11 protein-coding genes, 1 pseudogene and 1 riboswitch are annotated in these 14482 nt (G+C 71.0%); of the genes and pseudogenes, 7 read left to right on the top strand and 5 right to left on the bottom strand.

The genetic code is table 11. The annotated features are described in order from the left end of the window. Window positions 1-54: 54 nt before the first annotated feature. Window positions 55-197: riboswitch (cobalamin riboswitch) on the bottom strand. 249 nt (window positions 198-446) lie between these two features. Continuing rightward, the gene (locus AOK15_RS20310; RefSeq protein ID WP_240508514.1) at window positions 447-704 is read left to right on the top strand and encodes a hypothetical protein; all 258 of its coding nucleotides are present in this window, start codon (window positions 447-449) and stop codon (window positions 702-704) included. Between the two features lie 135 nt (window positions 705-839). Here AOK15_RS20310 and AOK15_RS20305 read toward each other — a convergent pair whose 3' ends face one another. Then, on the bottom strand, window positions 840-1061 hold the full coding sequence (locus AOK15_RS20305; RefSeq protein WP_055518878.1) for a hypothetical protein: 222 nt from the start codon (window positions 1059-1061) through the stop codon (window positions 840-842). A gap of 26 nt (window positions 1062-1087) precedes the next feature. Next, window positions 1088-2347, bottom strand: a complete 1260-nt coding sequence (locus AOK15_RS20300; RefSeq protein ID WP_055518875.1) for an inorganic phosphate transporter — start codon at window positions 2345-2347, stop codon at window positions 1088-1090. A 436-nt stretch (window positions 2348-2783) separates the two neighbouring features. Between AOK15_RS20300 and AOK15_RS20295 the strand changes: the two genes are divergently transcribed. The 3 genes from AOK15_RS20295 to AOK15_RS20285 all read left to right on the top strand — a co-directional run bounded on the left by AOK15_RS20295 (window position 2784) and on the right by AOK15_RS20285 (window position 7099). Then, window positions 2784-3515 (top strand): class II aldolase/adducin family protein, encoded by a 732-nt coding sequence (locus AOK15_RS20295; protein WP_055518874.1) that lies wholly within the window; start codon window positions 2784-2786, stop codon window positions 3513-3515. A 97-nt stretch (window positions 3516-3612) separates the two neighbouring features. After that, window positions 3613-5949, top strand: a complete 2337-nt coding sequence (locus AOK15_RS49020) for an NB-ARC domain-containing protein (RefSeq protein ID WP_478078811.1) — start codon at window positions 3613-3615, stop codon at window positions 5947-5949. A gap of 214 nt (window positions 5950-6163) precedes the next feature. Beyond that, window positions 6164-7099: a M56 family metallopeptidase gene (locus tag AOK15_RS20285; RefSeq protein WP_055518873.1), complete on the top strand. Its 936-nt coding sequence runs from the start codon at window positions 6164-6166 to the stop codon at window positions 7097-7099. A 125-nt stretch (window positions 7100-7224) separates the two neighbouring features. Here AOK15_RS20285 and AOK15_RS20280 read toward each other — a convergent pair whose 3' ends face one another. Then, window positions 7225-8067, bottom strand: coding sequence for an alpha/beta fold hydrolase (locus AOK15_RS20280; protein WP_055518872.1), 843 nt, complete (start codon window positions 8065-8067; stop codon window positions 7225-7227). Between the two features lie 649 nt (window positions 8068-8716). Between AOK15_RS20280 and AOK15_RS20275 the strand changes: the two genes are divergently transcribed. Next, window positions 8717-9217, top strand: coding sequence for an SgcJ/EcaC family oxidoreductase (locus AOK15_RS20275; RefSeq protein ID WP_055518870.1), 501 nt, complete (start codon window positions 8717-8719; stop codon window positions 9215-9217). Between the two features lie 72 nt (window positions 9218-9289). Here the strand turns inward: AOK15_RS20275 and AOK15_RS20270 are convergent, their stop codons facing one another. Both AOK15_RS20270 and AOK15_RS20265 read right to left on the bottom strand, forming a co-directional pair. Beyond that, complete coding sequence (locus tag AOK15_RS20270; RefSeq protein ID WP_055518868.1) at window positions 9290-10720, bottom strand: HAMP domain-containing sensor histidine kinase; 1431 nt, start codon at window positions 10718-10720, stop codon at window positions 9290-9292. A gap of 164 nt (window positions 10721-10884) precedes the next feature. Then, window positions 10885-11598, bottom strand: a pseudogene (locus tag AOK15_RS20265) (response regulator transcription factor); the annotation flags it as partial. Window positions 11599-11969: 371 nt separating this feature from the next. On the opposite strand from AOK15_RS20265, the gene AOK15_RS20260 reads away from it, so the two are divergent. Both AOK15_RS20260 and AOK15_RS20255 read left to right on the top strand, forming a co-directional pair. Next, window positions 11970-13262, top strand: a complete 1293-nt coding sequence (locus AOK15_RS20260) for an aspartate kinase (RefSeq protein ID WP_055518865.1) — start codon at window positions 11970-11972, stop codon at window positions 13260-13262. A 43-nt stretch (window positions 13263-13305) separates the two neighbouring features. Then, complete coding sequence (locus AOK15_RS20255) at window positions 13306-14376, top strand: aspartate-semialdehyde dehydrogenase (protein ID WP_055518863.1); 1071 nt, start codon at window positions 13306-13308, stop codon at window positions 14374-14376. Window positions 14377-14482: the final 106 nt, after the last annotated feature.

Genomic DNA, 14482 nt, shown 5'->3' with positions numbered 1-14482 from the left:
CACATGGCAGCCGCGCATGGCGATATGTCCTCACTCAGGGTGTCCACGCCCTGGTTCGACGAGACCGACGACGAGAGTTCCTGGCTCCCGGGGAAGGTTCTTCCCCGGTGACAGTGGCGGGACCGCGCCGGACTCGCACCGGCTTCCTCTCCTGCCGTCGTGGATGGCCCCGGCAGTCCACCACGGCCCCGGAAGACCCGTCAACTTGCTGTTGACCTGCGGCGCAGCGGTGTGCTGAGCCCCACATCACTGAAACGGCGTCAGTCGCCCGAATCGGCGCTTTCCGTGCCCTATCCCGGCGCCCCGGCCCCGTGTGTGCTCCAACAGGTATCAGAACGCTCTGTTCTTCTTCCGTCACACGCCGTGCTGTGGTTTTCTGGCGGGGCTTGGGGACCCGGGAGCGGACGGTTCGTGAGGACCCGTCCGGGGGGCGGGAGGTGCACGCGATGGAAGACCGTGTCGAGACGGCCGCGCAGGCGCGCACGGGGGCGTCGTGGGACCGGCGGACGCTGGTGACGGCCGTCGCCCCGCTGGTGCTGTTCAGCACGGTGGCGGGGGTGCTCGCCGTCGGCGTCGGCGCCCTCGCCTCGCTGTGGGTGCCGGGGACGGAGGCGCGGGCCGTCGTCTGGATGGCGGTGACGATCCTCGTCGCCACGGGAGCGGGCCTCTGGTGGGGCCTGAACCCCGGTCACCGGACGCCTTGAACGAAGACGACGCACCCCCTGTGCCGGGTGACCGGCACAGGGGGTGCGTCGCGGTGTCCCACCGTGGGCGGGGCGGGTGTCCTTCGGGGCCGGACCTCGGTGGCTGCGGTCCAGGGCCGTGGAGTGGGTGTGGCCTCAGGCCATGATCAGGTAGATCCCGTAGCCCACCGCCGCCGCGCACGCCGCGAAGCAGGCGTACGCCGCTGTCGTGGCGAGGGCGGCCGAGCCGCCGGAGGTGGTCGCCGTCTCCCGCTTGGAGAGGCCGACGATCCCCAGGGTGAACAGGCCGACGAGGGCCACGGTGACCACGAGGCTGACTCCGAAGACGGAGCCGAGTGCTGCCCAGTCGATGTGCATGGTGGTGTCTTCCTAGGGGTGCCGGCTCAGACGGCCGGTGTGGGGGTGGAAGGGCCGGTCGGGGTCTCGGCGCCGGCCGTCGCGGCCGCGGGGGCCGGGATCGTCGCCGCGAGTTCCTCGGCCACGGCGCCGGTCGGCGGCGGGGTCACCGCGGCGATGGCCGTGGTCACCACGCCGGGCGGCTCCTCGGAGTCGTTCACGTTGGTGTGGTCGACCACCTCGCGGCGCGAGATCACCCAGATCGCGGCGCTGGAGGCGATGAGGAAGACCGCGACGACGGCCGTGCCCCACGTGCCGTGGGACGTCACCCACTCGGCGAGCGCGGCGACGAGCGCCGCGGCCGGCAGGGTCAGGCCCCACGCCACGAACATCCGGGTGGCGGTGGACCAGCGCACCACACCGCCCTTGCGGCCCAGGCCCGCGCCCATGACCGCACCGGAGACCGAGTGCGTCGTGGAGAGGGAGAAGCCCAGGTGCGAGGAGGCCAGGATGACCGTCGCCGCGCTGGTCTGGGCGGCGAAGCCCTGCTGCGGCTGGAGGTCCGTCAGGCCCTTGCCCATGGTGCGGATGATGCGCCAACCGCCCAGGTAGGTGCCGAGAGCGATGGCCATACCGGCGGAGACGATGACCCAGACCGGCGGGTCGGAGTCCGGCGCGAGGGCGCCGCCGGCGACCAGGGCCAGGGTGATGATGCCCATCGTCTTCTGGGCGTCGTTCGTGCCGTGGGCCAGCGAGACCAGACCGGCGGAGGCGATCTGACCGGCGCGGTAGCCCTTGCCGGCGGCCTTCTCACTCGTGTGCTGCCCGAGCTTGTACGTCAACCGCGTCGCGAACATCGCCGCGATGCCGGCGACCAGCGGGGCCGCGACGGCGGGGATCAGCACCTTGGTGACGAGCACGTCCCCGTGCACGGCGCCCGTGCCGACCGACGCGATCGTGGCACCGATCAGGCCGCCCATCAGGGCGTGCGAGGAACTGGAGGGGAGCCCCACCAGCCAGGTCACCAGGTTCCAGAGGATGGCGCCCACGAGCGCCGCGAAGATGACCTCTGGCTGGATCCCGGACTCGTCGACGAGTCCCTTGGAGATGGTGTTGGCGACCTCGATGGAAAGGAACGCGCCGACAAGGTTGAGCACGGCGGACATGGCCACCGCGACCTTGGGCTTCATAGCGCCGGTCGAGATGGTGGTGGCCATCGCGTTGGCGGTGTCGTGGAAACCGTTCGTAAAATCGAACGCGAGCGCGGTGATGACCACGATCGCGAGGATCAGCGAGAAGTTTTCCATTTACCCGAGCTTCTTTTGGATGTCAGTGGCACATGGACCGTAGGCAACCTGGGTGAACGGAAGATGAACTCGGGAGTACCGATGGGTGTAGCGATCGGGTTGTCGAGGTTCCGTTTGTGTCGACGGAGGCGTCCTCGGGCGGGCCGACGGCTCGGCTTCCCCGATTCCCTCGAACTGAAACGGAGCACTGGCCTCCGAGTGTGATCCGCGTCAGCGCCGGGTGAACGCCCGCGGCCGGGCCGCGGGGCCGTTGGACGGATTCCGGTCACACGGCGGGACCGGCCGCCGCGCACGGGCCGGCGCGGCCGCGTGGCGCCCTCCACTTGTCGTACGGGTTGTATGCGAAGTCGAGCGCCGACGGCGGGCGAAGGGTTCGCCGCCGACCGCCGGCTCTCGCGGAGGTCCGCTCGGGCCGGCCTCCTGGCAGGATCGCGGCATGGCTGAGCAGAGGTGGAACGCGCGGGACCCGCGGGACGCGGGTGGGGACCCACAGCGGGCGGAGGACGGGCCGCCCGACGGGGCTTCCGACGACATCGCGCGCGCCTGGGACGAGCTGGTCGCCACGGCCCGCAGGGCAGTGGCCGACGGTCTGGTCGTCGGCACGTCCGGCAACGTCTCCGTACGCGTCGGCGACACCGTCCTGGTCACCCCGACGGGCGTCCCCTACGACCGCCTCACCCCCGACGACGTGACCGGCGTCGACCTCGCGGGCCTCCAGACCCTGGGCACCCTCCGGCCGACGAGCGAACTGCCCATGCACCTCGCGATCCACACCACGACCGACGCCCGCGCCGTGGTCCACACCCACGCCGTCCACGCGACCGCCGTCTCGACCCTCGTCGGCGAGCTACCCCTGATCCACTACATGTCCGGCGCCCTCGGCGGCCCGGTCCGCGTCGCCCCCTACGCGACCTACGGCACCCCCGAGCTGGCCGACAACATGCTCCGCGCCCTGACGGGACGCACGGCCTGCCTGCTCCAGAACCACGGCACGATCGCCTACGGCCGGAGCCTCTCCGAGGCCTTCGACCGCACCGCCCAGCTCGAATGGATGTGCAGGGTCTGGCTGACGGCCTCCTCGGTGCCCGGCCTGACCCCGCACCTGCTCACCCCGGACCAGCTGGCGGAGGCGGGGGAGCGGCTGCGGGGATACGGCCAGCCGACGTAGCGGCCGGTCGTCGACCGTCCGGCCGGCCACCACCCGGCCGGTGGCTCCGGGGTCCCGCCCACTGGCCGCGGACGGAGTCGGCCAGGACACTGGATGCGTGCGTGCAGTGAGAGCAGCAGCCGCGGCCGTCGGAGTCGCGTTCGCGGCCGGGGCGGCCAGTGTCGCCGCCGGCCGACTGGCCAGCGATGCCGCGCTGAAGACCATGCCGGGCAGACCCCTGCCCACGGAGCCCCGGCTGACCGTCCACTCCACCGCGGCCGGCCGCATCACCCTGACCAGGGCCTTCGCCTCCCAGCGCCCCGGCATCTACGGCCTCACCGGCGCCGGCGTCGGCACCCACGCGGTCGTCGGCTCCGTCGTGAACGGCGTGCCGCACGCCCCCGACACGGTCGTGCGCCGCCTGGAACGCGTCAGCAACGGCACCCTTGAGCCGGGCGACAAGGTGTGGTTCACCCCCAACACCCACGTCGGCGACCCGCGCACCGCCCTCGGCCTCGATCACACCGACGTCGAGGTGCCCGGCGAGCTGGGCACCCTGCCCGCCTGGTTCGTCCCCGGGGCCCGGAGCACCTGGGTGATCGCCGTGCACGGCCTGGGCGGCATCGGCAAGTCCACGCTGGCCGCGCACTGGGCCGCCGGTCGCACGGCCACCTACAACCCGGTCTGGTGGATCAGCTCGGAGACCCCTGCTGATCTGGACGCCGGTCTCGCCGATCTCGCGGTCGCCTTGCGGCCCGCCCTGGGCGACCAACTGCCCCGCAGAGCGCTCCGCGATCTCGCCGTGCAGTGGCTGTGTACGCATGACGGCTGGCTGCTGATCCTGGACAACGTCACCGATCCCGCCGATGTGAGGCCGCTGCTGGGGAGGGCCACGCGAGGACGTTTCCTGGTCACGACCCGGCGCGCGGAAGGCTGGCGGGGAATCGCGGAGACGCTGCCCCTGGACGTTCCGACCCTGCCGAAGGCGGTGCAACTCTTCGCCGCTGTCCACGGCCGACCGGTCGGCCGCATGGACGACGATGGCGCGGATCTCGACGACATCGGCGAACTCTGCCGTGACCTCGGGTGTCTCCCGCTGGCAGTGGGGCAGGCGGCGGCGTACTGCCGGGAGGCGGCGATCACGCCCGCGCGGTATCGGCGGCACCTGGACGAGTATCCGGAACAGTTGCTGGCCCAGGCGCCCGAAGGTGGGCGCGCCGTCGCCCGCGTCTGGCGCGTGACGCTGGACCGGCTGGTGGACACCCCGCTGGCCGGGGAGATCCTCCGGGTGATCGCATGGTGGGCACCGGACGGCATTCACCGGTCGTACCTGGAGCAACTCGGCAGCCCTCCCGAGGTGACGGAGGCGCTTCGCGTGCTGGCCGCCCACAGCATGATCACGCTGCGTGGGGACGAGATCTCCGTCCACCGGCTCGTCCAGGCGGTCGCCCGCGCCACTGACCCGGGCGACCCTCACCGGCTGCCGGAGTCCGTGGCCGCGGCGCGCGAATCGGCGGCGACATTGCTGAACGGACGGACGGGACCGACGGAGGACAGCGCGCGGGCCATGCAGACGCGCTGGTACTCCCATGCGGAGGCGTTCCTGGGGCATGGCGAACCCGATACGGAACAGAGCGTGCTGCTGTTCGTCACGGTCGTACGGTGGCGTCGCGTCTTCCACGAGGAAGGAGGTGTCGACGCGCTGTGGCGTGCGCTGGACGTCGCCCGACGGGTCTGCGGACGTGGCCATACGACGACCATGCTGGCCAGGGAGAACGTGGCTGAGGAGTACCTCGCGACAGGCGAATGGGTACAGGCTCGACTGCTTCTGACGGAGAACATGCTCACGGCGTACTGGTGCCTTGAGCGAGCACACCCGGCGCGGATCATGGCTTACGCTCGACTGGCCGGACCGATGCTGAGGAAGGGCAACGCCTTCGCCGCGCTGGGCATTCTGGACCGCGCGCTGCGCAAGGCCGAGCGGGCGCTGGGCCCCGAACACGACATCACCGTGCGGATCGGTCTCATGCTCGCCGATGTCTCGATGCAACTGGGCCAGATCTTCCCCCGCCGGTACGCCCCGCGTGTCATTCCCCAGGTGGAACTGCTGCGCGCCCGGGTGGACACCGCGAGTGACGCCGCACTGCTGCTGACGTCACACCTCGTGAGCCTCCACACCATCACCGGTGACCGCGAGCGGGCTGTGGGCACATCGGTCGACTTCGCCGACGAGCTGGCCGGGACGCACGGCGAACGGCATGTGTCGACGCTGTACGCCCGAGCCGAGCAACTGTCATTGCTGGCGGCATACGGGGAGACCGATCGCGCCCGCGCGGTACTCGCTCCGTTGCGCGCGGACTGGGAGGAAGCGGTCGGGGACACCCGGTTACCCGCGTCCTTGCGCGAGGCGATGACGCAGATGCTGAGGACGCTCCTGCCCCTGCATACGGACTGAGAGCCGGCAGGCCGTCGGGCTGAGAACCCGAGGGCCGAGCGGGCGGACCATCAGCGGGCTGACGGCCGTCGAGGATGCCGGGTCGCAGGCGGACGCTCTCGATTGCGGCTCGCTTCAGCGGATCGCGACCGTTCCCTTCCCGGTAGCGTGTCCACCGGCCTTGCAAGCCGTACCGATGCCTCGCCCTCCCCGCCAAGGAACCGGAGTCACCGACGTGACCGTCCTCCTGCTCCTTCTCATCGCCGTGGCCCTGGCCGCCGCCGTGCTGGGCCCCCGTGCGCTGCTCCGGGCCGGGTGGCCGGAGCGGGAACCCGTGGTCGCGTTGTGGGCGTGGCAGTGCCTCGTCGCGGCGGCGCTGCTCAGCTGCCTCGCGGCGCTCGTGCTGGGCGCGGCGGCCGTGTTCGAGACGGTCCGGACGCATGCCTTCGCGCCCGCGCCGGCGGCCGTGACCGCCGCGTACGACCTGACGGCCGCGCCGCCCTGGACGGCCGTCCTGACGCTGCTGCTGGCCTGCGGGGCCGCGTGGAGCGGGGCCATGCTCGCCCGAGAGGTCGTCGAGGCCCGGCGCCGCCGCCTCCTGCGCCGCGCCCATCTGCGGGAGCGCGCCCCCGACCTGCCGGCCGGTCTGCCCGACGCGCAGGGCCCCCTGCTGGTGCTGGAGGACGAGTACCCGGACGCCTGGCTGATGCCCGGCACCCGTCCCCAACTGGTCGTGACCACCGGCGCGTTGGGCAAGCTCACCGACCGTCAGCTGGACGCTGTGCTCGCCCATGAACTCGGCCACGCCCGCGCCCGCCACGACTGGCTGCTCCATCTCTCCACGGCTCTCGCGACCGGCTTCCCGCGCGTCCCGCTCTTCGCGCACTTCGCCGACCAGACCCACCGTCTCGTCGAACTCGCCGCCGACGACACGGCGTCCCGTCGTTGCGGCCACCTCACCACCGCGCTCGCGTTGATCGAACTGAACCAGCATCGGGGCGTGTTGAGCTGCGCCAGCACCCGCCGGCTGCTCGGCGACCGTGTCGAGCGGCTCCTGTCGCCGCCGCCCCGTCTGGACCGGACCCGCCGCGCCGCGACCACGACCGCCGCCGCGCTCCTCGCCCTCCTCCCGCTCCTCATCGCCTTCGCACCGGCACTGGGGACGCTCTAGGGGTGTCTCCGACCTCCCGTCGGCACCCGGCAGATGGCACTCGGCAGGCGCCTCGCGGGGCGGACGGGGAGATCGACGGCGGACGTAGGAAGCCCCTCCGGCCGTGTGCTCCCGCGCGAAGCCCCTCAGGCCGTGTGCTCCCGTAGGAAGTCCATCAGTACGGCGGTGAGTTCGGCGGGGTTGTCCTCCTGGACGAGGTGTCCCGCGCTCGTGATCGGCTCGAAGCGCGCACCGGGGATGCGGGCGGCCAGTTCCCGCCCCTTCGCCAGGGGGATCCAGCCGTCGTCCTCGCCCCAGCACACCAGCACCGGGATGCCGATCTCCCCGTACAGGTCCTGGATCTCGTCGGTGTGGGCCTGGTCCGCCTGGGCGATCTGCCGGTAGAAGGCGGGCTGCCCGTGTTCGCCGAGCCATGGTTCGACCAGCCGGTCGATGACCGCAGGGTGCAGTCCGGGCCCGCCCACGGAACTCACGTACTCCCGCACGAGGGCCCTGTGCAGTGCGGACGGCAGCTGTTCGAAGACGTCGGCGTGCCGGCCGAGCAGCCGGAAGGAGGGGGAACCCCACGGCGCGAGCGCCACCGGGTCGACGAGGGCCAGCGCGCGGTAGCGGGCCCCGTGCAGCAGATGGGCCCGCAGCGAGACCGCGCCGCCGAAGTCATGGGCGACCACCGAGGGTTCGTGAAGCTCCCACCGCGTCAGCAGCTCGGCGAGGACCCGGCCCTGGGCGGCCAGGGAGACGTCCTGACCGGTGTGCATGTCCGACTCCCCGTATCCGGGCATGTCCCACACGAACACCTGGTACCGGCCGGTGCCCGCCAACGCCTGGGCTATGCCGCGCCAGACGTAGGAGGAGAAGGGGGTGCCGTGGCAGAGCACGACCGGGTCCTGCCCGTCCTCCCCGACCCTGCCCCACCGCACGTCCCCCGACGTACTCCGGAAAGTCTCAGTCAGCAGCACTTCGCTCATGGCTGTCTGCTTACCGTTCCTGGGGACTGAGCATGAGTGAGCCCGCCCAGCCGCACGCCCCGAACGGTCTTGGGCGCTCCCCCACTTCCACAAGGGCGTGGGAGGTACCCCCAGGTCCCCGGTGTACTCAACCCCGGAGCGGCGACACGCATCCTGTGCATGGTCCGATCTCGGGAGGCCGGTTCCCTCACGGCCTGGCCAAGTGGGTACGGACAGAGGGCGACGGAGAGGCCCCAGACCTTCTCTCCAGAGGAAAAGGGGCTCCGCACGCCGGCTCCGTTCCCGGTGTCCCAGACCGCCCGCTCACCGTAGCCCGAACAGCCCACACCGCCCCAAGCCCGGAAGCCGACCATCACACGATCGAGTTCATTCACTCTCGTACGCATGCCCCGGCGAGCAGTTGGCAACCCCGGTGGACGTCGCCGTCACTGCGGCGAGCGGCAACTCCAGTGCGGCGCAAGGGCTTTCAGACGTTCGAGTCCCGTACCGAGGGTGACCGAGGTGTCGCGGTGCGTGCTTTGTACGATCCCTGGCCCACTGCTGTATCTGCGTTGCACGGGCCCTAACCGGCCCCCCGCGAATCTGGAGTCACTTCCACCGCACACGAGGCGGAGGCAGGAGAACCCCCCCATTCGCACAGGAGTCAACGATGACCCGCAAGAACCGCATACGCGCCGCCATCGTCACCGCCACCGCTCTCGTCACCGCCGGCACGGTGACCGCCGGCGTCAGCCTGGCCGGTGGCGAGTCCGCCCCGAAGAAGCCCTCCAAGAAGGAGATCGCGGCGCTCTTCGACGGCTGGAACAAGTCGCTGCAGACCGGGGACCCGAAGAAGGTGGCCGACCGCTACGCGAAGGACGCGGTTCTGCTGCCGACCGTCTCCAACAAGGTCCGCACGGACCGCGCCGGAATCGTCGACTACTTCCACCACTTCCTGGAGAACAAGCCCAAGGGCAAGAAGGTCCAGACGATCATCAACGTCCTGGACGGCAACTCCGCGATCGACGCGGGTGTCTACCAGTTCACGCTCACCGACCCGAAGACCGGCGACAAGCGCGTGGTCAAGGCCCGCTACACGTACGAGTACGAGAAGCGCGACGGCGTCTGGAAGATCGTGAACCACCACTCGTCGGCGATGCCCGAGGGCTGATCACCGGCACCCGTACCGGTGGCTGAGCCACACCCCCCGGCTCAGCCACCCTCCGGCCCGGCCGCCTCCGGTTCAGCCGCCCCCGTGTCGCGCCGCCCTCAGGGTGAGCGCGACGCACAGGCCGCCGCCGGGCGCGTCCTTGAGGATCACGGTTCCGCCGTCGTCGGTGACGAGTTGCTTGACGACGGCGAGACCGAGGCCCGAACCGGACCTGCCGGTGAGGCCCTGACCGCGCCAGAAGCGGTCGAAGGCACGGGACTTCTCGGCGTCCGACATACCGGGCCCCTCGTCCAGCACCGACAGCACCACCTCGTCGCCCCGGCTCTCCACCCGTACGGTGATGGTCGCACCGTCGGGTGAGACCTCCAGAGCGTTCGACAGCACGTTGTCCAGGACCTGGTCCAGATGACCGGGACTGGCCAGCACGAGCGGCCGGCCGTCGGCACTCCCCCTGAGCGTGATGGTGACTCCGCGCTCGTCGGCGGCCGGTCTCCACACGTCCAGGCGCTCCTGGATGACGTCCCGCAGGGACAGCGGTTCCGCCGCGGTCACCTTCGCCTCGGCCCGGGCCAGCACCAGCAGCCCGTTGACGAGCCGGCTCATCCGGACCACCTCGGCGGTCGCCTGCTCCACGTCCTCCCGTACGAATTCGTCGTCCACGCCGTCCGCGATGTTGTCCAACGACAGGCGCAACGCCGTCAGGGGGGTGCGGAGTTGATGGGAGGCGTCGGCCACGAAGATGCGCTGCGAGGCGATGAGCGTGTCGAGGCGTTCGCTCGCCTGGTTGAGGGTGCGCGCGAGGGTCTGCGTCTCCTGTGGGCCGGTGATCGCGGAACGCGCCTTCAGGTCGCCGTCGCTCATCTTGCTGGCCATCTCGTTGAGCTGGCGCAGGGGGGCGGTCAGGCGCCGCGCGGCGAACACGCCGATGCCCGCGGCCGCCAGCAGGACGAGTACGGCCAGGCCCGCCCGGAAGCCCCAGATCTGCCAGAGCCGGTCGGTGAGGTGGTCGGTGGAGAACTTGATCCGGACGGCGCCGACGACGTCGGCTGTCCGCTTCTTCCCCGCCGCCCGCGTCCCGTCCGCCGTGCCGTCGGCCGACTCCTCGCCGGTCGCGGGGCGTTCGAAGGAGGGGACGGTGACCACCAGGTTCTTGCCCCAGATGAAGTCCGAGCCCCAGTCGACGGTCTCCTCGCCCCGCTCCAGCGCCCGGGTCAGCGCCGGGTCCGGCGTCGGCCGCCGCAATGTCTCCCGTACGCACCGGTCCGTGGCCGAGACCTCGACCTTCTCCTTCTTCGGATAGGCCCCGGCCATCTTCGCCAGCGCCTCGCAGGAGGCGACGTCACCGGCGCCGAGGAGGCGGGCCATCGTCCTGGCCTCGCGGGTGATGGACTCCCTGGTGTCGCCCCGCAACTGGTTGGTGAGCGTGAACGCCACCGGCACCGTGAACAGGGCGATCGCCACAGCCACGAGGAGCACATAGCTGCGGATGAGCTGGCGGATCATGACGCGCCGCTGCTCCCGCCCGCGCTCCCCGAGACGCCGTCGCGTCCGCTCGCGCTCCCCGACGTGGCGATGCTCGCGCCCGTGCCGCCGGGGGTGCTGCCGGTGTTTCCGCCCGCGCCGCCGGGGGTGCCGGTGTTTCTGCCCGTGCCGCCGGGGGTGCCGTGGCTCGCGCCCGTGCCGCCGGAGGCTCCGGTGTTCTCGTCGGTGCCGTTCACGATGAGCCGGAATCCCACTCCGCGCACCGCCTCGATGGTGATCGCGCCCGCGAGCTTGCGTCGCAGAGCCGCCACATGCACGTCGAGCGTCTTCGTCGGGCCGAACCAGTTCGCGTCCCAGACGGCCTCCATGATCTGCTCGCGCGACATCAGCGCGCCCGGCTCCTCGGTGAGGAACGCCAGCAGGTCGTACTCCTTGGGGGCCAGCCCCACCTCCGTGCCGTCCAGGTGCACCCGCGCGGCCTTGCGGTCGATGGTGAGCCGGGAGCTGTACCGGTCGGGCCCGGCCGGGGGCGCGTCCGCGGGGCGCGGCTGCACCCGGCGCATCACCGCCCTTATCCGGGCGATGACCTCGCGCACCCCGAACGGCTTGGAGACGTAGTCGTCGGCGCCGAGTTCGAGGCCCACCACCCGGTCCGTCTCGTCGCTGCGGGCGCTGATCACGATGATCGGCACCGTGCTGCGGGCCCGCAGCGCCTTGCAGACGTCGAGCCCGTCGGTGTCGGGCAGCCCCAGATCGAGGAGCACCACGTCGTACGGGCCGTCGTACGTCAGGGCCGCCCCGCCCGTGGACACCCACTCCACCTCGAAGCCGTATCGCTGCAAGCCACGCCGGAGCGACTCGGCCACCGGCTCGTCGTCTTCCACCAGAAGTACGCGCACAGGCGAACCATAATCGTTGAACTTTAAGACGGTCGGGCATCAGGTGCGAAGGCCCAGGACCGCAGGGAGAGCCCTCGTGGCGGCCCCCTTTCGGGACTGCGCCCCCCGAGTGACCTCGCCCACTTTATGACTGCGGCGTGCCCCGGGCGGGCAGGGACCACCCCGGAGCGGCCTGACCACCGACGGTCTCCCGGCGAAGAAGCCGGGGTGAAATCCGGCGGCGGCCCGCAGGAATCCGAGGTGATCGAAGGGTGAGCGGGACATCTCACCATGCGGGAGCCCGGAGGCGGGATTCGGCCGCTCGATAGACTGAGCCGACCGCAGTACCTGTGTATGTGCGGATAAGGGACGAAACCGAGCGAGGAGCGCACGTGGGCCTTGTCGTGCAGAAGTACGGAGGCTCCTCCGTAGCCGATGCCGAGGGCATCAAGCGCGTCGCCAAGCGGATCGTGGAAGCCAAGAAGAACGGCAACCAGGTGGTTGTCGTGGTCTCCGCGATGGGCGACACGACGGACGAGCTGATCGATCTCGCCGAGCAGGTGTCTCCGATGCCTGCCGGACGTGAGTTCGACATGCTGCTGACCGCCGGAGAGCGTATCTCCATGGCCCTGCTGGCCATGGCGATCAAAAACCTGGGTCACGAGGCCCAGTCGTTCACCGGTAGCCAGGCAGGCGTCATCACCGACTCGGTCCACAACAAAGCCCGGATCATCGATGTCACGCCGGGCCGTATCCGGGAGTCCGTCGACCAGGGCAACATCGCCATCGTCGCCGGCTTCCAGGGCGTCAGCCAGGACAAGAAGGACATCACGACGCTGGGCCGCGGCGGGTCGGACACGACCGCCGTCGCGCTGGCCGCCGCGCTCGACGCCGAGGTCTGTGAGATCTACACCGACGTCGACGGTGTCTTCACCGCCGACCCCCGGGTCGTGAAGAAGGCCCGGAAGATCGACTGGATCTCCTTCGAGGACATGCTGGAGCTGGCCTCGTCCGGCTCCAAGGTGCTGCTCCACCGCTGTGTCGAGTACGCCCGCCGCTACAACATCCCGATCCACGTCCGCTCGTCCTTCAGCGGACTCCAGGGCACGTGGGTCAGCAACGAGCCAGTCGTCGGAAAGACGCAGCAGCAAGGGGAACAGAAGGTGGAGCAGGCCATCATCTCCGGTGTCGCGCACGACACCTCCGAGGCCAAGGTCACGGTCGTCGGCGTCCCGGACAAGCCGGGCGAGGCCGCCGCGATCTTCCGCGCCATCGCCGACGCCGAGATCAACATCGACATGGTGGTGCAGAACGTCTCCGCCGTGACCACCGGTCTCACGGACATCTCCTTCACCCTCCCCAAGACCGAGGGCCGCAAGGCGATCGACGCGCTGGAGAAGAACAAGGCCGGCATCGGCTTCGACTCCCTGCGCTACGACGACCAGATCGGCAAGATCTCCCTGGTCGGCGCCGGTATGAAGACCAACCCCGGCGTCACGGCGTCCTTCTTCGAGGCGCTGTCCGACGCGGGCGTGAACATCGAGCTGATCTCCACCTCCGAGATCCGCATCTCCGTCGTGACCCGTGCCGACGACGTCCCGGAGGCCGTGCGCGCCGTGCACACCGCCTTCGGACTCGACTCCGACAGCGACGAGGCCGTCGTCTACGGAGGCACCGGTCGATGACGGTCCGTTCGTACGGTCCGTACGGCGGCGGCACCGGCCGTTGATGGCCGTCGCCGCCGGGCGGGCCGGCAGGCCGACGCTCGCGGTCGTGGGGGCGACCGGGGCCGTCGGCACCGTCATGCTCCAGATCCTGTCCCACCGCGCGGACATCTGGGGCGAGATCCGCCTGATCGCCTCCCCCCGCTCGGCCGGCCGCAAGCTGGCCGTGCGCGGGGAGGAGGTCGAGGTCCTGGCCCTCGCCGAGGAGGTCTTCGACGGGGTCGACGTCGCGCTGTTCGACGTCCCCGACGAGATCGCGGAGCGCTGGGCGCCGATCGCGGCGGCCAAGGGCGCGGTGGTGGTGGACAATTCGGGCGCCTTCCGGATGGACCCGGAGGTGCCCCTCGTCGTCCCCGAGGTCAACCCGCACGCCCTGCGCGTCCGGCCGCGTGGCATCGTCGCCAACCCCAGCTGCACCACCCTGTGCATGATCGTGGCCTTGGGCGCGCTGCACGCCGAGTACGGGCTGCGCGAACTGGTGGCCTCCTCGTACCAGGCGGTCAGCGGCGCCGGACGGGCCGGCGTCGACACCCTGCGCCGGCAGATCTCCCTCGTCGCCGGTACGGAACTGGGCACCAGCCCCGGTGACGTACGGCGGGCCGTCGGCGACGACACCGGGCCGTTCCCGGAGCCGGTGGCGCTGAACGTGGTGCCGTGGGCCGGGGCGGCGCGCGCGGACGGTTGGTCCTCGGAGGAGATGACGGTGCGGGACGAGACCCGCAAGGTCCTCGGGCGACCGACGCTGCCGGTCGCCGTGACCTGCGTACGGGTCCCCGTCGTCACCGCGCACTCCCTGACGCTCCACGCCCGCTTCGAGAGCGAGGTCACCGTCGCCAAGGCGCGGGAGATCCTCGCGACCGCGCCCGGCGTGGTCCTCTTCGACGACCCCGGGGCGGGCGAGTTCCCCACCCCCGCGGACGTCGTGGGCACGGATCCCACCTGGGTCGGCCGCGTCCGCCGTGCCCTCGACGACCCCACCGCCCTCGACTTCTTCGTCTGCGGCGACAACCTCCGCAAGGGCTCCGCCCTGAACACCGTGCAGATCGCGGAACTGGTGGCGGGCGCGCGGACCTGAGGTGAGGGGCCTTGAGGTACGGGTGTGAGGGGAGGCCCCTCGGGGATACGGGCTTGAGGGGCTGTGCTTCCGGTGGTTCGGGGGACGGGCTTGAGGGGCTGTGCTT

This window comes from Streptomyces ossamyceticus, from assembly GCF_001418475.1.
GTDB lineage: Bacteria > Actinomycetota > Actinomycetes > Streptomycetales > Streptomycetaceae > Streptomyces > Streptomyces ossamyceticus.
The sequence above is the reverse complement of the archived record's forward strand: the minus strand, read 5'-3'. Positions and strand labels throughout refer to the sequence as shown.